Below are 17,360 nucleotides of genomic sequence, written 5' to 3' on the forward strand. Positions count from 1 at the left end.
CCTGGACATGTCAAAAGCTGCAACTCGGCGAAAGTCTCTGCCGCGAGCTCTCGACATCCGGCACGATTGGCCGGTTACTGACGAGCACTGGGGGATTCGGACGGATGAGCGGCGAGAAGCTGCGCACGACAGAGGTCGACGGCGTACCGGTCTATTGGTTGCCCGGTCCCGGCGCGCTGCGGGCCAACCTGTGGTTCAGGGCCGGGATGGCGGACGAGCCGCTGCCAACCCACGGCTGGCTGCACCTGCTGGAGCATCTGGCCTTGCATGGCCGGGATTCGATCCGGACTCCGGTCAATGGCCACGTCAGCCTGCTGCACACCGCGTTCGATGTCGAGGGCGAGCCTGACGACGTGGTCGCGCACCTGCGCGACCTCTGTCGTTGGTTGAGTGATCCGGTCTTCTCCGATCTCGATCACGAGCGCCGCGTTCTGCGAGCGGAGAGCTCCCGGCGCGGCGGCAACCCGGTCGGCAGCCATCTGCTCTGGCGGTACGGCGCTCGCGGAGCGGGCCTCGCCGAGTACGACGAGTTCGGCCTCCATACCGCCGAGCCGGACGGGCTGCGTGAGCTCGCAGCCCGTGCGTTTGCCCAGGGCAATGCGGTGCTCGCCCTGTCGGGGCCACCGCCCGCAGGGCTCGAACTGCCGCTGCGCCCGGGTCCTCGGATGATTCCCGCCCGCTCCGTCCAGTGCGATCAGCCACTGCCCGGCGGCTTCGCGGGCCGGCCCACTGCGATCGCTCTGTCCGGGACGGCCGGCCGGTCGTCAGAGGCCGGCGCGATGCTGCGTGCCTTTGAACGGGGCCTGCAGGGCGGCCTCCGGCACGGCTCCGGAGTCGGCTACAGCGCATGGTCGTCGTACGAGCTGGTTGACGCCGATCGCGCGATGCTGACGGTCGGCATGGATGTGATCCCGGAGGCACTGCGATCTGCGGTCAGTGAATCCATCGCCGTACTGCGGAGGCTGCGCGACCGCGGGCCCGATCCGGTCGAGCTGCGAGACGACCTCGATGCGCGGATCCGCCAGTTCGGCACGCAGCCCGCCCATCAGTGGCTCCCTTTCATGGCCGCTCGCGACGCGCTGCTCGGGACACCGGTGACGAGCAGTGTCGAGGAATTGGCGGCCGAGACGGACGCGGTGACCGCAGCACAGGTGCGCGAAGTCGCACTGTCGGTGTGGCGCGATCTGCTCGTGTCGGTCGATCCGGAAGGTGCCGGCGATCCGCAACTGACCTGGCTGGGCAGTCCACTGGATGTGGTCAAGCCGTCGGACGGACGCCGGTTCCGGCCCATCCATCCGGAGTCCAAGGGCGCGCTGACGGTTGGTGCCGCCGGCGTGTATCGGGAGGCGGCTGACGGCCGCACGTCCGCCGCGTACGACGAGGTCGTGGGCATGCTCAGGTACCCGGATGGCGGGCGGCAGCTGATCCGGCCCGACGGCTATCAGGTGCTGGTAGAGCCGACGTTGTGGCACCACGGTGTGCAGGCGGTCGCGCTGCTCGACGCGGGGGTTCCTCCTGCGTTGCACATCCGGCTGCCGGAGCGGCCGAAGGACCAGATCCCGTACGTCAAGGTCCGCCGGATCGACACCTTCCGGGGCTGGCTCAACCGGCCGGTCGTGTGGGTGCCGTTCCTGGTGCTCGTCATCCTCGCCGCGGTGCTGACCATCGCACCGAGCGAGATCGGATCCCTCCTCGCCCGCGCCCTCCCGGTCGGTATCGCCATCGCGGTGGTCACCTTCTTCAAACAACGCAGGAGCAAAAAGTGAAGCTGCTACGACGCCGGGCGCCATCGGTGCCCGCGATTGATCCGTGCATGGGTGACCCGCTGGCCCGGTCGTTCTGTGACGCGTTGGGCCGGCGCGACTGGCCAACCGCTCGCCAGATCCTGCTCGGCACCGATCACCCGGACGACCGGTGCTTCCTGCTCGATGCCTGCGGGTCTGTTCCCGACGTCCAGGACTGGATCAGCACGGTTGCTGCCGCTGACCCGCTGGCGCAGTTGGTTCGCGGCTGTCATGCCGTTGCGTGGGCCTGGCAGGCACGCGGCCAATATTCCGTGAAGTACACCCAGGCCGAGCAGTTCCAGCTCTTCTTCGAACGGCTCCGCCTCGCCGAGAGCAGCCTGTACGACGTAGTCGAGGCGAACCCGGACGAGGTCGCGGCCTGGGCCTTCCTGGTGCGGACCGCTCGCGGGCTGCAGCTCGACCTCGAAGACGGCGAGTTCCGTTTCCAGCAAGCGATCTCCAGGCACGCCACCAATCTCAAGGCGCACGCAGAGTGGCTGCAGACCAACTGCCAGAAGTGGAGTGGCAGCCACGACCGGATGTTCCACCTAGCCCGGTCCGCGGCCACGGCGGCGCCGGACGGCAACATGCTGCATGCGCTGATTCCGCTGGCCCACCTTGAGGTGATGATCGAACTCGAGGGCACCGCCTCCCGGCTCTACCTGGCCCGGCCCGAAGTCCAGGCGGAGCTCCGAGCGGCCGCCGACCGTTCCGTGCTACACCCGGCCGCCGACCTCCGGCCCGGCTGGCCGCTGTACTTCAACACCTTTGCGATGGCATTCGCCAACGCCGGCGATCGACCCGCCGCGGCGGCCGTGTTCGCCCGGCTCGGCGACCAGATCACCGCCAATCCGTGGGGGTACGTTGGCGGCAACCCGGCCAAGAACTTTCGCAAGGCCCGAGCGAACGTCACCTGATCAGCGCGCGGACCGGCCGCTCGACCTGATCCGGGCGGCACTGGCCGGTGAGCCCCTTACGGGGTTAGGTTCTGCGGGTGCATTCTCGGGTAGCGATGTCGGTGGTCACTGGAACCGTGCTGGTGCTGGTGGCCGGGTGCGGGCTGATCGGCGGGTCGGGCAAGGATGGCGGGACGTTCAAGGCGGCGTCGACGCCTTCGGTGACGCCCAGCTCCGAGACTCCGACCTTCTCCCCGACACCGACCGTCTCGACGCCGAGTCCATCGACGAGCACGACTCCGGCCGAGCCGCCGGTGGTGGTGGCCAACCGGACGGTGACGCAGAACCGGCTCTACCGGGTCGGCGCGGTGCCGGCTTCGCGGTGCAAGGAGCCGACGGAACGCGCTACCTCGGTGGCCCAGGTGCGGGCGTACTACACCGAGTTCGTGCACTGCCTGGACCGAGCCTGGGCGCCGATCGTCCGCAAGGCCGGGTACACGTTCTGGGCGCCGAAGGTCGAGATCCTCGTCGGCGACCAGCCGCGCTCGCAGTGCAGCATCACAGACTCTGCTGCGTACTGCGGGGGCGTGATCTCGCTCAAGGCCGACTTCGACCTCAAGAACCAGCGCCGCGACAACAAGCTGTGGACCCGGGCGACGATGGCGTTCCTGGTCGGCCACGAGTACGGCCATCACATCCAGCGGCTGACCGGGATCATGGACGCGTCACAGACCCGGACGAACCACACCAACGGCACGGACGCGCAACTGCTGGAGAGCCGGCGGATCGAGCTGCAGGCGTCGTGCTTCAGCGGCGTCTACCTGGGCGCCGATCGCAAGTACTTCCCGGCCACCGGCGCCTGGCTGAAGAAGTGGAACTGGATGGTCGCCAACCGCGGCGACGAGTGGAACCCGACCCGCTCGCACGGCAACAAGACCAACCACAGCCGCTGGTCGCGCAAGGGCTTCGGCTCGGGCAACCCCGCCGCGTGCAACACCTTCGCCGCCTCCACCGCCAGCGTCGCCTGATCACGCCTGCCGATGCATCGGCCACCCGAAGTACGGGTGCGGTACGGGCAGAGACGCGTCGGCGACAACTCGTATGGTCGCGACGAATCCATCGGGCGGGCGCAAGCCTGCCCGAGACATCTCTCTCGGAGGACTGATGAAGGCACGTGTACTGAAGGCACTGGTAGGAGTCGCAGTGACGCTGAGCGGGTTGCTGGTGGCAAGCCCAGCACATGCCGTCTCCACGTCTGTGACCTCGCCGGACGGCGGGGCGTACGGGCGGGTGATCGTCGGGGCAAACGGGAACTACACCTTCAACGCCGAGGACAAGAGCTGTGACGCGCGAGGGGCGGTGCTGCACCAAAGGACGTTCGAAGGCGCCTGGGGACGCACTGTCTCGGACGGCAGTTGCCACGGAGACGGCGTCTACCTTGGCCCCTTCACTGGGGGGCATGGGGTCCAGATCGAGTTCTACGTGTGCAATACGAACACGCGTACCGGCTACAAGAGCTGTTCGGCGAAGAAGCGCGTCACCACCTGAGCAACGCGCCACCTGCCGCGCCGTTCAAGGGCTCACCAGGAACGGTCCGTGGTGAGCCCTTGCTCGGTTTCGTCAGCAGTTGTTGATCGTGCCGCTGGTGCTGGAGACGTTGCCTGCCCAGACCCAACCGATGACGCCGGAGGACGTGTCGCGGGCCAGGTACCACGGGTTGCCGTCCGCGCTGCGCTTCGTGCACCAGATCGCACCGGTGCCCTCGCGGTTGCTGTAGGCGCAGTAGTTCGCACCCGGACCCTTGCGGTACGGCGTGCCAGCCTTGGCCTGCAGGAAACCGCCGGAGTTGTTCGGCCCACCCACGACGGTGTTGTTACAGGCTGTGGTGCTGGCAGTGGCAGTCCCGGCGGCGATCGCGGTGACCCCTGCGGCCATCATGACCATGGCCGAGCCAACGGCGAACGCTTTGCTGATGTGGAGCGACATCAGGTTCCTCCCCATGTTTTGCGTAACCTCTCCACTCCGGAGAGGCGTCGCACAATGTGCCATGACCGAGTGTCCGGTGCAATAGGTAACCAGTCGCTGACCAACGGTGCTCAATGTCACGTTTGCATCGATGCAAAATGGGTGGCTCGTAGAACAAACGTTTGGTGGATCGAGTCGACTGTAGGCGTTGTGAGGAACGAAATGGTGAGTGGTAGAGCAGGCGCCTACTCGCCTGCAAGTGGGTCGACGAGTGGGGTGAAGCGGAAGTAGGCCGGGTCGTTGAATGCACCGGGAACCCTGCCTAGAGGCTGGATGACCGTGGCGGTGCCGTTGGCGTGACCGACGGCGTACAGAAAGGCCGATTGGGTGTCCTTGTCGACGCCGAGCAGCAGGGTGCCTTGGTTGCCACATTTCTGCGCAATCAAGAATTCGAAGCCCTGCCAGGTACTGGCGCGTACCCGTTTGACCACTGGTTTCATCGGCGATGTTGTCGGGATGCGAACCGTGGAGAGCACACCGCCTCGCGTGTTCGCGAGGAATGTGTCGTAGGTCCGGGTCTTGCTGATTAACACCATCGCTTTCACCAGCCCGAACCCCGAAGCCACGCCGGTCGTCTCCCACTGATTTCCGATGACGTTGTTCTGCCTGACCATGAAGCCATCGCTGCGTACCCGGTAGCTTGTCGTTCGCGGGGCGGTCCCCTCTCGATAGCGGGACTCCTCGAACGCGACGGTGTCTTCGTGTCCGCCGGCGATCGGCGTGAGGCGGATCGAGGCCGTATCGAGTGTGCCGTCGCTGGAGAACGCGTAGCCGCTCCGGGCCATGGTCGGGCCGATGATTACATGACCCTCGATCAAGGGGTCGCCGCCCGACAGGGAGGTGAACATCGAAGTGCTGAGTCGCACCGGCTCGTCGTACAGCTTGGGCACCACAATCCGGTTGTTAGTCCTTGTCGGGGGCGAGCCGGCCGTGATCCGCTGCGTCCGATGATCACCTCCGGCCGTCACCGACCCCAGGTCCAGCCCGCACATGCCGGCGTTGGCGTCGCCGGTGGCTGTCACAGCGTCGGCGGCTCCGGGTAGCAAGCCGACGCTCAACAGCGACGCCGCGCTCAGTACTACGGAACCTCGACGGAAAATCCTTTGCTTACAACGCATTTCGCAACCTCTCGTGACCTGCCCCCAGGTTGCCGGCGCCATGCCTGCAGTAGATCGTCACTCAGCTTGATGCGGCCGGCACAGTGAAAGTTCGACCTACGCGAGGGGCGCGCTGCCCTGCGCAGCGTGACGGACCCGGGCGCGACTTACCATGCCTACATGGGCAGCTGGATTGCTTCCGTCGCCATCGTGTGTGTGGCGGGGTTCATCGTTCACAGGTACGGCTCCAGCCTGCGCAAGTGGTCCGACCGTGTGTACAAGTGGCTTGAGGGCCATATCCGAGACGATCGACGCTTGCGACTGCAGCAATTGGGTTTCTCCAAGGCGCCGGCGAATCGCTGGCTCTGCAGTGTCGCGGAGCGGCTCTACGAGACCGGAGAACCGATCCAGATGTTGGCCAGCAGCCTTCGCCTTCGCCCGGTCTACCTGCTGGAGTACGCCCTGCCCGGCAGGCAACAGAAGAACGGCCGGGATTCGGACCTGCCCATCGTGTACCTGCTGGCGGTCACGCTGCCCGTTGCCCTGCCGCCCCTCGTCGTCACTCGAGACTCCAAACTCAAGCGTTTCGTCAAGGAGCAGGACTTTCTCACCGACTCGGTGGCGTTCAACGACGCGTTCCACGTCCGCTGTGACGATGAGGCTTACGGCTGGTCCGTCCTTCACCCCGACATGACCAGTTGGCTCCTGCAGTTCCCGGACATGGAATGGCAGGTGTCGGGCAACTCGCTGATCACCTGGGCGTCCGGCGAATTTGTGCTCGACACCGTCGTACGACAGATGCACGTCCTATCTGGCATCGCCGACCGACTGCCGCATGCCGTACTCCAGGTCTACGGTCGCCCGATGTCAGGTGTTGATTGAGCGATCAGTGTTCAGGTGCGTGAGGTGAACCGCCTGTACGACGGCTCGCCCGTTTGCAGCTGCCGAGGGCGGCCGTCCTCCGGGGCGCCGGCTCTCAGTGCCGCGCGGCGGCACCTGCGCGACCGTGGCCAACAGAGGTGACGGGAACTCCGACAGTTGAATTCAGAACACATTCTGAACTAGCATGGCTGCATGGCGACCCACACTGCATCTCGAAACTCCTTCCAGTCGTCTGACTTGAGTCGCTCGTCGGCCGAGGTTTTTGCCGCGGCTTCGGATCATCCTGTCGAGGTGACGCGCCGGGACGGCGAGTCCTTGGTCCTCATGTCGGAGAGCGAGAATCGAGCCCGTAACTCGCTGCTTGAACTTGCGGCCCAGCTCATCGCGGTCTCCACCAGCCTCGAGGGGACACTAGGCGAGCGGATGAGTGATCACTTCCCATGGATGCTCGCCCTCAGTCCGGATGGCCGTGAAACCTGCGCAACCGAAATCCTGACCGCGGCCAGGGCATCATTCGCCACTGGCCAGGCACATCTCGCGCTCGCCGAGCTGACCTCCTGGCGTGAAACAGCAACTGCGCTCGCCGCCGGTCTGGGGCATGCACCCGTGGAATGGCTTGATGAGGACGAGCCGGTGGAGCGTCCCTGACACATGGGGAAGCAGACAAAAGTCGAGCGTCCGACCAAGAACAGCGAGTACGAACTGCGCTTCGCCTCGACCAACGCACAGAAGGGCTGGCGTGACCTCGCAGCCACACTGCGAGGTCCGCTCGCCGATACCTGGGACTTCCTGACCAGGACTCCGTTGGACGTCACACCGACCAACTACCCGCTGAAGGATGCGCTGGGGATCGTGTGCCGGGCAGGGGTCAACCACCAGCGATGGCAGCACAAGCCGACAGTCAAAGGTACGGCTCGGATCTGGTTCTACGTTGAAGGCCGCGCGGTGTATTTAGAACAGGTGCACACAAGCCATCCGAACCAGACAAAGTAGGCCGGGGGCTAGGCTCTTCTGACTGGAAAGCAGCCCCAGTGGCGACGGCGGGGTTGAGCAAATCGCGGTATGTACGGCGGGCTATCGCCGGTATTCGTTGGCTTCGGCGCCGAGGACGTTCAGGAGGGCCAGCGCCTCGGCGTCGCGGGAGCCAGCCGGGGCGCTGTAGAGGACCAGGTGCTGGTCGCGGTCGGTCAGGGCGAGCGAGTCGCAGTCGACGGTGACTTTGCCGACGACCGGGTGGTGGAAGGACTTCGTCAACATTTGCGTCGCCTGTACGTCGTGCCGTTCCCAGAGTCTGGCGAACTCGGCGCTGCCCGCCCCCAACTCGTCGATCAGGCCGGTCACCGCGGGGTCGGACGGGTAGCGGGCCAGCGTCGACCGGAGCTCCATCACGACGTTCTGCTTGAACTCGGTAGCGTCGGACACCCCATAAAGCGGCAGGCCGTCACATGGCGGCGCAAGGAAGGCGCGGCGGGCGAGATTGCGATCCTTTGGCTCGAGCTCGTCGAAGTCCTCCATCAGCGCGGCCGCGAGATCGTTCCAGGCGAGTACCTCGAACACGGCTGACGTCACGAACCCAGCCGTTTGCGGCAACCGTTCGAGGAGGGTCAGGATGCTCGGGCGGACGTCGCGCCGATGCAGTCCGGTACGACTCGGCGCAGTACCGGCAAGCAGGTGAAGGTGATCAGACTCCGCGTCCGTGAGTCGCAACGCTCCTGCGATCCCGGCCAGCACCTCACCGGACGGGCGTGGCGCCCGACCTTGCTCGAGCCGCACGTAGTACTCGGTCGAGATGTGCGCGAGAACCGCGACCTCCTCGCGACGAAGGCCAGGCGTCCGACGCCGCGCCCCTGACGGCAGCCCCACATCCTCCGGCCGCAACCGCTCGCGCCGACTCCGGAGAAACGCTCCGAGCTCCTGCTTGTCCATAACCCCAGTCTGCCCGCTGCCCGCCGGCGGATCCTGGTACAGCCTGTGCCTGTATCCGCCCCGGAGATCATCCGACCCTGGTGCCATGACCCCGAACACAGACAACACTTCCAGCGACCGCACAGCAACCGCCTCCACCGCCAGCACTCCCATCGGCCTGCTGACCGGCAAGGTCGTACTCATCACCGGCGCCAGCCGCGGCATCGGAGCGGCCGCAGGTCGGCTCTTCGCCGCCGAGGGTGCCACCGTCGTACTCGCCTCGCGCAGCACGGGCGCTCTTCAGCAGCTCGTCACCGAGATCCGCGCAGACGGCGGCGTCGCGGATGCTGTGACGATGGATCTCGCCGACCGTTCGAGCATTCGGGCAGCGGTCGACCGCGTCGACGAGCTGCACGGGCGGCTCGATGCCGCGTTCAACAACGGGGCCGCGATCCAGCGGCAGCCCGGTCCGCTCGACACGACCAGCGACGACGACATCGAGGAGCAGTTCGAGGTGAATTTCCGGGCCCACTGGACCGCGATGACGGCCGAGTACGAACTGATGCGGCGTGGCGGTGGCGGGGCGATCGTCAACACCTCGAGCATCGGCAGCCGCCGCGCCAACCCAGCCCTGCCCGCGTACGGCGCGATGAAGCGTGCCCTCAACAGCATCACCGAAACAGCCGCCGTCACCTGGGCACCGCAGGGCGTCCGCGTCAACGGCATCACGCCCGGCGGAACCGCAACGGAGATGATCGACACCTGGGAGGCTGCCACCCCAGGAGTCGTCGCCCGCATCAACGCAAGCACCCCACTGGGCCGGATGGCCGATCCCCGCGAAGTCGCCGAACTAGCCGCCTGGCTACTCAGCGACCGAGCCACTGTAGTGACCGGCGCCATAATTCCCATCGACGGCGGCGCCGGCGCCTAGTATCCGTCTTGTCGAAACGTTGCACGTTGCTGCAAATCGGCTTGAGCCGTCCCGGTGAGCTGCTACCGTCTGGGCCACGGACTGGCGGCAGGGGTGATCGTCAGGCGTTCTCACCTGGGGTCTCCATGCGCAAACTTGCCCTCGCAGCGACGGCTGTCGCTGCCCTTTCCGTGGGTCTGCAGACCCCTGCCTTCGCCGCGGCTCCGGATGCACCGACCGACGTCACGATCGCCTGGGCCGACAGCCAGAACGTCAAGCTGACCTGGGCCGACGACGGCCTGGCCAACGCGATCTACTGGCAGTTGCCGGGCGGCGACGAGGTCAAGTATGTGGACGTCTCGTCCACCCATGCCAACGAGATCTTGGTGCCGGCGAGCGCTTTGGCCCCGTCCAAGGACCACGTGAAGCTGATCGTCAAGGCCGTCAACCCCGACGGAGAAAGCCCGTCGGCCCCGTCGCCCGAGTTCGACACCCTCGTCCCGGCCGCGCCGGCGCTGCAGGACGCGAACCTTGCCGCGAACCTGTCGACCCACCTGACGTGGACCCAGGCCGCCACCACCGACGGTACGCCGGGTGATCCGCTGGACAACGCGGCGTACGAAGGCGTCGAGATCTCGGCCCTGCGTTACGACGGCACTTCCGACGCCCTGGGCCGCTGGGACTCCAGCACCACGTCGGCCACCATCGCGTCACAGCCGCGACCCACCACGCTCACCTTGAGCTCGTTCAGCCCGTGGGGCAACGCCAAGGGCGCCAGGACAGTGAAGCTCGGCACGCTCACGGCCGGAATGTCGGTTCCCGCATCGGCGCTGTATGCGAACCGGCTCGCCATCAAGAGTTGGCTGTTCATTCACAGCACTGGGAGCATCGTGGAGCGCGCGAGCGGTATCCCGGTCGAGCTCCAGGCCCGTGCCAAGTCGACCGACGCCTGGAAGACCTGGGGTCGCTACAGCGGTAACACCACCGCCGCCTTCGACACCGGCATCGCCTCGCTCGGCAACCGTCAGTACCGGCTGTGGGTCCCGGCCCGGAAGGTTGTCAGCAGCAGCATCATTTTTCTGACTCCGGCGACCTCGACGGGAGCCAAGTCGTCCAAGACCCTGGTCAAGATCGTCAGCGGCGGCTTCAACCCGGCGGTGGCGCGACCCGGTGTCCGCTGGACCCTGTCACTGAAGATCGCGCCGGCCGTGTCCGTCAGGGCCACGGTCCAGTACTGGAACTGGAACAAGAAGATCTGGGTCAACGACGGCTGGGTCCAGCTCACCAAGGGGTCCTGGTCCGTGCGCAGCGCTCCGGACTTCGAGCTCGGTACCTATCGCGTCCGCTTCGTCGTCCCGACGGTCGTCGTGAACGGCCTGACCGTCAACGCCAACACCAGCCCCGGCTACAACCAGACCATCCGCTGATCGACCCGTCGACATAAGCCGGGGGCGCTCCGGTCTACTCGTGGCGCCCGATCGCGCGTTGTTCGGGCGGGCGACTAGGTGCGGCGGGTGGACGGGCGCACGCTCGGGCTATGTGGATGACAAGAGCTTTCGCGGCGCTCGTCGCGGCGCCGTTGGTGGGACTGGTACTGAGCGCGCCCACTGCGCAAGCCGACCCCAACCCGCTGCGGGCCTTGTAGCGGTCGAGGGCGGTGCGGTCGCTCATGAAGGCACCGAGACCGAGCGGGTTCATGGTCGGGTGGTCGAAGATGCCCTTGGCGCCGGCCGGTACTGCTCGAGGACACCGTCCCGCTTCCAGCGTGGGAAGTCGTCAACCGTCTGCAGATGCACGACATCGGCAACAACCTTGCCCTCGGCAACCTGATCGTCGACGCGAGCGTCATGGTTCTTGCTGAAGTCGACGATCACGTTCGCCTTGATCTTGGCGAACTTCTTCTCGAACGCATCCCGCAGATAGTCGGCCTGGCCGGGCTTGTCGCCACTGGCGTACACAACCAGATCACCACCTTCGGCCACCGCCTGCTGGTAGAGCATCTGCCGCTGCGCGTCTTCACGGCCGCCGCTCGTGTGGCGTCCGGGCGGGGCCGTTGCCGCGTGGTGCGCAGCGCGAGTTCGTGGAGGAGATGTTCGGGTACTACCGGGGAGCTGCCCGGGCGACGCTGCGCACGGTTGCTGACTGGATCGGCGAGGCCGATCTCCCAGTACGGCCAGTCCCGAGGCCATGCACCGAGGCTTGGTCGCCAAGCGATCGCTTCAAGCGATGGCGGTCTGTGTGCGGGCCGGTGCCTCGTGTATACCGATGGGATGACCTGGGGGGTCAGGTCGTCAGGTCGTTGGGGAATCGGGGTATGACGAGTGAGCTCAGATCAACAGACGCCTGCGTCGAAGCGGATCCGTCGATGGGTGATTCGCGGCGTTTGGGCGTTGGCGTGGAGCGTGTTCGTCGGTGTCCTCGGGAACTATGTCTACGACACGTGGTTCAACCAGGGGGACAGGCCTGCCGCAGGAGCCGGGATCTCGAGCCCGTCGGCGGCCCCGAAGGTTACTCCGGTCATTTCGTCGCCGGCTCCGACACGGAAGCCGACAACGACCCCGCGCCCTACCAAGACCACAGCTGCCACGACACCTCGTCCTGTGAACAAGCCGACGCCCCCGGCAACTCGCAAGCCAACCCGTCCAGCGACAGTCGCACCGCCTCGAGCAGTGAACACCGGCGACGCGATCAAGAACTGGCAACTGTCTGTCAGCCCTGTTCAGGTTCGGCGAGGAGTGACCACGAACGTCAAGATCGAATCCTCGGACGGATGGCCGAACACCTTTGTGGACGTGGAAATCGCCAGCTCCAGCTCGAGCGTCGGTGGCGTGTGCCCCAAGATCGAGCGAACTGAGCCGTGCAATCTGGTCTACAGCGGAGGCGAACAGAGCAACGGCACCGGCCATGCCCTGATCGTCTACGAATGGCGCGCGGACGCAACCGCGGCCGACTTCCCACCAGGCGACTATGTGGTCACGGCGCGAGATCGCCATACGGGCGAGGTCCTGAGCGGTCTGCACTTCACCGTCGTCGGGTGAGGGAGGCGCCTGCCGCGACCAGGCGTCTTGGCCTCTCGGGGCGGTCAGTTTTCGAGGGCCGCGAAATCTCGATCCTTCACCCCGAATCCGACGCTACCGCCCTCCAGGCCAGCAAGCCGACCTCAGCCCTGGGCTCCCGACGACGGTTGACGACTGCTTCGGGCGCCGGCGGCGCAATCCGGAGGCGGCTCAGCATCTCGAGGGATGCGCTTCGAGATGTGCACGAGCGGTTTCCCGCGCGGCAAGAACGGGAGCTGTGAGCACCGTTGGATAGAGCTGCGATCCAGCGGCAAGCGTCGAGTGCTGCGGCGCTAAACCGTGTGCTGCAAGCTCGCCTGTGCCCTGCATCGTCGTTTCCGACCACCGTTGACAGAGATTCAGCGATGGTTGATCTGGGCGGTGATCGTGAGGTCCTTGATGGCGGTGTCGTCGGCGAGTAGGAACGCCTTGCTGAGGATGAGGCTGAGGACGGGGTCGTCGTCGAAGGGCAGGAAGAGCTTCTGGGATTGTCCGTCGCGGGCGGAGACGATGCAGAGGTACTGGTCGTTGGGTGACATGAGGATGTTGCCGCTGCCGAGGTGGATGCGATAGGTGCGGAGGTCTCCGCGCACGGTGAGGTAGCGGTCGTCGAGTTCGCATCGGTCGGCGATGGCCAGGCGTGGGACGAGTAGAGAGAGTATGTCGCGGCGGATCTGTCCGGCTGCGGACAGATCACCGAAGCCGTAGGTGTGCCAGTAGGTGTCGAATTGGCGCTGGGCGCCGCGGTCGAGCCACTCAGGGTCTGCACCGATCGAGGTGACCCCGATGAAGAGGTCGACATCGCGCAGGGCCTCGGTGAGGACGAGCGGCGGTACTTCGGCCAATGCGATCGTCTCGTCGCTGGTGGCGTCGACGAACCGGACTTGGTCACTGGTGCAGTACGGGTAGAGGTCGCTTGCCGTTGGTTCCTGTTCGAGGATCGGGTCGTAGTAGAACTCGGCGCGGATCCCGGCCGAGTCGTACGTTCGCCGGGCGACGCCCTGGTAGATGCCGTCGTCCCACCACGCGACGGCGACCGGTGCCCAGCCTCGCCCTTTCATCAGGGCGCGGGCCTGGATCTGCCCGAAGACGTGGCCGGCGAACCGGTTGGAGTACGCGCTGGTCTGTTCCTCGGCGGGCGTGAGCAGATAGATCTCCCGGAACGCCTGCTTGAAGGGCTGAACGATCTGCTGGTCGAGCAGATACTGCCGCCATGCCCGGGCCTCGTCACTGGTCGCGTGGACGGGGTGCCAAAGACGCGCTCGCGCATCCGGCGGAATCACGACGTGTTGCCCCGAAGCCGTGATCGCGGTTGTGCTGTCCAGCGGCAGGCCGACCACCGCCGGCGTGTGCTGGGTTTCGAAGACCCACACGAGTGTCCGTGCCAGTCGGCCGGTGATCGGGTGGTCGAGGTACCAGGTGCGCCACTCGTCGAGCTGCCAGCTGCGCTCGAGGGCCATCAGGCTGTCCAGCCGTACGCGCTCGCCGGCGATCGTCTTCCGGACAGCTTTGAGGTCGTTGCGGACAGCAACGAGTACGTCGGCGTCTGCCTGCTTCACGTCAGCGGGGATGGACTTGCGTGCCGTGCCTTTCTCGTCGACGTACAGCAGGGCCGCGGTTCGTCCGTCCACGGCGATCTGGGCGGATCCCCTCGACAGAGGTTGCGTGCGAGTGCCGTCCGGGTCGAGGTCGTGCGTCTCGACCGCGCGCTCCAGCAACTGGTCCCGCGTCATGCCCTGCGCGGCGGCCAGCGCTTCGATGGCCTTGCGGACCTGCTTGAGCAACGTCCCGTGCCGGACGGATCGCTCGAGCGCGAGCAGCTCGGTGATCGATGCCGGGGCGCCGATATCGGCCATCGCCTGCGTCGACAGGTTGGCCAGACGCAGGCTGCGTGGGCTCCCGAACTGTCCTCCGATCACCGTCACGGTCTTGATCGCGAGGCGTCGCAGCCGCGGCAGCAGCGCCGAGTCGCGCAGGAGTCCAACGGCCGCGATTGTGCCGCCGAGGAATCCTTCGTTGCTGCTGGTGATGTAGTGCGGGTAGGTGTGGGTGCGGTCGTTGTGGGTGTACGAGGTCTCGCTGTCCTCGGCGTCGAGGGCCGCGTCGAGGAGAGCGCCGATCAGCTCCGCGGGCCGCGACAGCCGGCCGATGATCTGTTCGGTCTCGGTGAGCCATCTCTTCGAGGGCCGGCCTTTGGTGGGATACGCCGCCAGGAGGTCGAGCGTCGTCGCAAGCTTGTCGACCTGGTCGTCTGCCTGCTCGAACGCGGCACGCAGTCGCGGGCCGATGGCATCGCCTGCGTCGATCTGGTCGAGCCGGATGCTGTCGGTGGTGCTGACGAGCTGCCGGAGTCTGGTGGCGGTGGCTGCGTCTCGTGCCCTGTCGACGGCTTGCAGGAGGAGAGGCTCGAGTCGTGCTTGTTCCGCATCGGTCAAGGTGGGGAAGGTGTGCTCGATCTGGCGGCTGACGGCACGGAGCGCCTCACTGTTCCACCAGGAGTTGACGTCATCGGAGACGCCAAGGCGCAGCGTCAGCAGTCGGTCGATGTCGTCCGCCGAGAACTTGACGCGTTTGCGCGCGATGATCGAGATCAAGGCGACCCAGTAGTGGCTGTCGACCCGCTCGGAGGCCCTCAGAATGCACTCGCGGCGCACGTCTTCCGGGGCCTGGGTGATGGCCCGAACCTGCGGCAGCGTCCGCGCGTCGCTGTCCCCGATCCAAGACCGGCCCTGAAGCGCGCGCACTGCTGCGTCCAGCTGTGACGCCACGTCGTCGACCTGGCCGGATCCGGTGTCACCTGCCTGCTCCACGCTCAGCCCCCGACCAACTGCACGAGCCGGACGAAACGAATGTCGGAGTCCGCGGTCAACGCGAGCTCCTCGTCAAGGTCGGTCACCTGGCGATCGTCGACAAGCACAAAGAAGCCGTTCCGCCCGAACGCCTCGACCGCACGATCGGCCTGCTGCTCCCAGTCGAGGCGCCGGTGCTTCGGCAGCCGGAACCCCACCGCGGTCGGAAGCGCACCTTCGGGCATCACCAGCCCCTGGAACACATCCTGTGGAACGAGGTTAAAGCGCGCCACCTCGTCCCGCACGCGCGTTCGCACCAGATCGCGAAGCGTGATGCTACTGGCCACGCCTTCCAGTAGCGTCGTCGCACCGACCCGCCCCGCCCCCGACACATCGATGATCTTCACGGTGATCGACATCGCGGCAGCATAGTCGCCCTACCGCTCACCGACCCCGCGTCACGGTCACTGAACTCGGCAGATGCAGCTTGCTGCAAGTGTGCCCGTCACGCTGCGCCACTACCTCTGCCGAAGGCGGCGCGCCAGCTGGAAACTCGTATCGCCGCAGGCCCCCTCACGAATAGGCTCGCGCTCATGACCGACGGCGACTGGAGGGGTGACGGGTTCAGGCAGCGTCGGCCTTCCGCGGAGACTCTCGCCGGGGCTACCGATCCGGCGCTGCTGAGGATCCTGACGGCCGCTGATCTGCCGGCAACCGGGCGCTTTCTTCCAAAGGCCGGCTGGGTTAGCCGCGCGTGGGTCGGCGACGAATACGTCGCACGACTGAACACCGACGAACGGCACCGCGACGCGTATCGCCACGAGGCTGCAGTCGTCAGCCTGCTCGTCGGTAGCGAGGTCCCACACGCCCGGCACCTCGCCCACGGCGACGGCCCGGACGGGCCGTGGTACGTCTCCGAACGCCTGCCCGGCCGAACCCTGTACGACGCGTGGCCGGCGGCGGACTCGTCAACGCGCCAAGCAATGATCGAGAGCCTCGGCGCTGCGCTGCGTGCACTGCACCGGATACCTGTCCCGGCGGGCCTGCTGCCACCCTGGTTGACCCACGCAATCGCTGGGAAGAAGCCGTGGGCTGCGTTCCATCCACCTGTGGTGAGTGTGGCGCTCCAGTTGGTCGAGGATGCCCGGCGACTGCCCGGCCATGACTCGCGCCTGCTCACCGATGTCACTGACTGGATCCAGGAGCGGCTGGCGTTGTTCGCCGCCGACGAACCCGTCCTCGTCCATGGTGATTTGCATGGATCCAACGTGATCGTCGACCAAGGACGCGTCACCGGTCTTATCGACTTCGCGGAGGCGTTGGCTCAGCCAGCGGATGTCGAGCTCGATACCATCCTGCGCTGGTGCGCGAAGGCGGGAGAGTACCCGCCCGTACCCAACGAACAGGGGCTCGACGAGACCACACTCAAAGAGGTCCCCGGATGGCTGCGTGGCGCGTATCCGGAGCTGTTCGAGCGCGAGCATCTGCGCGAGCGATTGAACTTCTATGACATGTACGGGGAGCTCGCGCTATACGCACACCATTCCCAGCCTGACATACGCGAAGCGGCGCAGGACCGCATCGCTCGCCTGCTTTCCGGCCATAACCACCTAGATGGACTCGTCTGGTAGTAGCCGTCGGTGGCCGGGTCACGGGGCGGACCAGCCTCGACTCTGTGCAGGGCGGCGGACGACGCTTGCGGGCAGAACGACGCTCGCCACGGGTGGTCGATCGCGGCGGTAGGCCGCAGGCCCGGGCGGTAGCCCGGGAAGAAATTAAGGGTGGGCGGGTGCGCGCGTAGCTGGCGCGACGAAGGAGCGGCTGCGTAGCACGCAGGGGAAGGTCTTTCCCTTACTTCCAACTACCTCTTTGAGCCGGTGAGGGGACTCGAACCCCTAACCCCCGCTTTACAAGAGCGGTGCGCTGCCAGTTGCGCCACACCGGCCGGTGGTGGTGCGGGAACCATATTAGCGGGTGGCGGTGGCAAGGCGGTGGCGGAGGGTGTGGGCGCCGGGG

17 protein-coding genes and 1 tRNA gene are annotated in these 17,360 nt (G+C 66.4%); 11 read left to right on the forward strand and 7 right to left on the reverse strand.

Annotated elements, in window-relative coordinates; genetic code table 11:
• The first annotated feature begins 104 nt into the window (after positions 1–104).
• From E1263_RS11815 to E1263_RS11830, 4 genes are all read left to right on the forward strand, one after another.
• Positions 105–1,766: a peptidase M16 family protein gene (locus E1263_RS11815; RefSeq protein ID WP_132167285.1), complete on the forward strand. Its 1,662-nt coding sequence runs from the start codon at positions 105–107 to the stop codon at positions 1,764–1,766.
• Positions 1,763–2,701 carry a hypothetical protein gene (locus tag E1263_RS11820; protein ID WP_132167286.1) on the forward strand — a complete coding sequence of 313 codons (939 nt, stop codon included), beginning with the start codon at positions 1,763–1,765 and terminating at the stop codon, positions 2,699–2,701. Before E1263_RS11815 ends, E1263_RS11820 begins: the two co-directional genes overlap by 4 nt.
• A gap of 77 nt (positions 2,702–2,778) precedes the next feature.
• A complete protein-coding gene (locus tag E1263_RS11825) occupies positions 2,779–3,708 on the forward strand; it encodes a neutral zinc metallopeptidase (protein WP_132167287.1) in 930 nt (309 codons plus the stop codon).
• A gap of 136 nt (positions 3,709–3,844) precedes the next feature.
• The gene (locus tag E1263_RS11830) at positions 3,845–4,228 is read left to right on the forward strand and encodes a hypothetical protein (RefSeq protein ID WP_132167288.1); all 384 of its coding nucleotides are present in this window, start codon (positions 3,845–3,847) and stop codon (positions 4,226–4,228) included.
• 72 nt (positions 4,229–4,300) lie between these two features.
• Here the strand turns inward: E1263_RS11830 and E1263_RS11835 are convergent, their stop codons facing one another.
• Positions 4,301–4,666: a hypothetical protein gene (locus E1263_RS11835; RefSeq protein ID WP_132167289.1), complete on the reverse strand. Its 366-nt coding sequence runs from the start codon at positions 4,664–4,666 to the stop codon at positions 4,301–4,303.
• 224 nt (positions 4,667–4,890) lie between these two features.
• Positions 4,891–5,727 carry a hypothetical protein gene (locus E1263_RS11840; RefSeq protein WP_238161194.1) on the reverse strand — a complete coding sequence of 279 codons (837 nt, stop codon included), beginning with the start codon at positions 5,725–5,727 and terminating at the stop codon, positions 4,891–4,893.
• A 255-nt stretch (positions 5,728–5,982) separates the two neighbouring features.
• Here E1263_RS11840 and E1263_RS11845 point away from each other — a divergent pair, with 255 nt between their 5' ends.
• The 3 genes from E1263_RS11845 (at position 5,983) to E1263_RS11855 (ending at position 7,677) form a co-directional block, all read left to right on the forward strand.
• On the forward strand, positions 5,983–6,684 hold the full coding sequence (locus E1263_RS11845) for a hypothetical protein (protein ID WP_132167290.1): 702 nt from the start codon (positions 5,983–5,985) through the stop codon (positions 6,682–6,684).
• A 192-nt stretch (positions 6,685–6,876) separates the two neighbouring features.
• Positions 6,877–7,332 carry a prevent-host-death protein gene (locus E1263_RS11850; protein WP_132167291.1) on the forward strand — a complete coding sequence of 152 codons (456 nt, stop codon included), beginning with the start codon at positions 6,877–6,879 and terminating at the stop codon, positions 7,330–7,332.
• Between the two features lie 3 nt (positions 7,333–7,335).
• Positions 7,336–7,677, forward strand: a complete 342-nt coding sequence (locus E1263_RS11855; RefSeq protein ID WP_132167292.1) for a hypothetical protein — start codon at positions 7,336–7,338, stop codon at positions 7,675–7,677.
• Between the two features lie 81 nt (positions 7,678–7,758).
• Here the strand turns inward: E1263_RS11855 and E1263_RS11860 are convergent, their stop codons facing one another.
• The gene (locus E1263_RS11860; RefSeq protein ID WP_132167293.1) at positions 7,759–8,610 is read right to left on the reverse strand and encodes a helix-turn-helix transcriptional regulator; all 852 of its coding nucleotides are present in this window, start codon (positions 8,608–8,610) and stop codon (positions 7,759–7,761) included.
• Between the two features lie 85 nt (positions 8,611–8,695).
• On the opposite strand from E1263_RS11860, the gene E1263_RS11865 reads away from it, so the two are divergent.
• Both E1263_RS11865 and E1263_RS11870 read left to right on the forward strand, forming a co-directional pair.
• Positions 8,696–9,520: an SDR family NAD(P)-dependent oxidoreductase gene (locus tag E1263_RS11865; RefSeq protein WP_132167294.1), complete on the forward strand. Its 825-nt coding sequence runs from the start codon at positions 8,696–8,698 to the stop codon at positions 9,518–9,520.
• Positions 9,521–9,645: 125 nt separating this feature from the next.
• Positions 9,646–10,926, forward strand: a complete 1,281-nt coding sequence (locus tag E1263_RS11870; RefSeq protein WP_132167295.1) for a hypothetical protein — start codon at positions 9,646–9,648, stop codon at positions 10,924–10,926.
• A 267-nt stretch (positions 10,927–11,193) separates the two neighbouring features.
• Here the strand turns inward: E1263_RS11870 and E1263_RS11875 are convergent, their stop codons facing one another.
• On the reverse strand, positions 11,194–11,499 hold the full coding sequence (locus E1263_RS11875; RefSeq protein ID WP_202868839.1) for a type 2 periplasmic-binding domain-containing protein: 306 nt from the start codon (positions 11,497–11,499) through the stop codon (positions 11,194–11,196).
• Between the two features lie 735 nt (positions 11,500–12,234).
• On the opposite strand from E1263_RS11875, the gene E1263_RS11880 reads away from it, so the two are divergent.
• The gene (locus E1263_RS11880; RefSeq protein WP_132167296.1) at positions 12,235–12,537 is read left to right on the forward strand and encodes a hypothetical protein; all 303 of its coding nucleotides are present in this window, start codon (positions 12,235–12,237) and stop codon (positions 12,535–12,537) included.
• 377 nt (positions 12,538–12,914) lie between these two features.
• Here E1263_RS11880 and E1263_RS11885 read toward each other — a convergent pair whose 3' ends face one another.
• Both E1263_RS11885 and E1263_RS11890 read right to left on the reverse strand, forming a co-directional pair.
• Positions 12,915–15,365, reverse strand: a complete 2,451-nt coding sequence (locus E1263_RS11885; protein WP_132167297.1) for a DUF4132 domain-containing protein — start codon at positions 15,363–15,365, stop codon at positions 12,915–12,917.
• 2 nt (positions 15,366–15,367) lie between these two features.
• Complete coding sequence (locus tag E1263_RS11890) at positions 15,368–15,763, reverse strand: hypothetical protein (RefSeq protein WP_132167298.1); 396 nt, start codon at positions 15,761–15,763, stop codon at positions 15,368–15,370.
• A gap of 174 nt (positions 15,764–15,937) precedes the next feature.
• On the opposite strand from E1263_RS11890, the gene E1263_RS11895 reads away from it, so the two are divergent.
• Positions 15,938–16,975 carry a phosphotransferase family protein gene (locus E1263_RS11895; protein WP_132167299.1) on the forward strand — a complete coding sequence of 346 codons (1,038 nt, stop codon included), beginning with the start codon at positions 15,938–15,940 and terminating at the stop codon, positions 16,973–16,975.
• Between the two features lie 241 nt (positions 16,976–17,216).
• On the opposite strand, the gene E1263_RS11900 is transcribed toward E1263_RS11895, so the two are convergent.
• Positions 17,217–17,289, reverse strand: a tRNA-Thr gene (locus E1263_RS11900).
• Positions 17,290–17,360: the final 71 nt, after the last annotated feature.

This window comes from Kribbella antibiotica (assembly GCF_004349055.1).
Taxonomy (GTDB): Bacteria; Actinomycetota; Actinomycetes; order Propionibacteriales; family Kribbellaceae; genus Kribbella; species Kribbella antibiotica.

Coding starts and splice junctions, on each gene's coding strand:
- E1263_RS11815 (WP_132167285.1), top strand. CDS start 105: ATGAGCGGCGAGAAGCTGCGCACGACAGAGGTCGACGGCGTACCGGTC.
- E1263_RS11830 (WP_132167288.1), top strand. CDS start 3,845: ATGAAGGCACGTGTACTGAAGGCACTGGTAGGAGTCGCAGTGACGCTG.
- E1263_RS11835 (WP_132167289.1), bottom strand. CDS start 4,666: ATGTCGCTCCACATCAGCAAAGCGTTCGCCGTTGGCTCGGCCATGGTC.
- E1263_RS11845 (WP_132167290.1), top strand. CDS start 5,983: ATGGGCAGCTGGATTGCTTCCGTCGCCATCGTGTGTGTGGCGGGGTTC.
- E1263_RS11850 (WP_132167291.1), top strand. CDS start 6,877: ATGGCGACCCACACTGCATCTCGAAACTCCTTCCAGTCGTCTGACTTG.
- E1263_RS11855 (WP_132167292.1), top strand. CDS start 7,336: ATGGGGAAGCAGACAAAAGTCGAGCGTCCGACCAAGAACAGCGAGTAC.
- E1263_RS11860 (WP_132167293.1), bottom strand. CDS start 8,610: ATGGACAAGCAGGAGCTCGGAGCGTTTCTCCGGAGTCGGCGCGAGCGG.
- E1263_RS11865 (WP_132167294.1), top strand. CDS start 8,696: ATGACCCCGAACACAGACAACACTTCCAGCGACCGCACAGCAACCGCC.
- E1263_RS11870 (WP_132167295.1), top strand. CDS start 9,646: ATGCGCAAACTTGCCCTCGCAGCGACGGCTGTCGCTGCCCTTTCCGTG.
- E1263_RS11875 (WP_202868839.1), bottom strand. CDS start 11,499: ATGCTCTACCAGCAGGCGGTGGCCGAAGGTGGTGATCTGGTTGTGTAC.
- E1263_RS11890 (WP_132167298.1), bottom strand. CDS start 15,763: ATGTCGATCACCGTGAAGATCATCGATGTGTCGGGGGCGGGGCGGGTC.
- E1263_RS11895 (WP_132167299.1), top strand. CDS start 15,938: ATGACCGACGGCGACTGGAGGGGTGACGGGTTCAGGCAGCGTCGGCCT.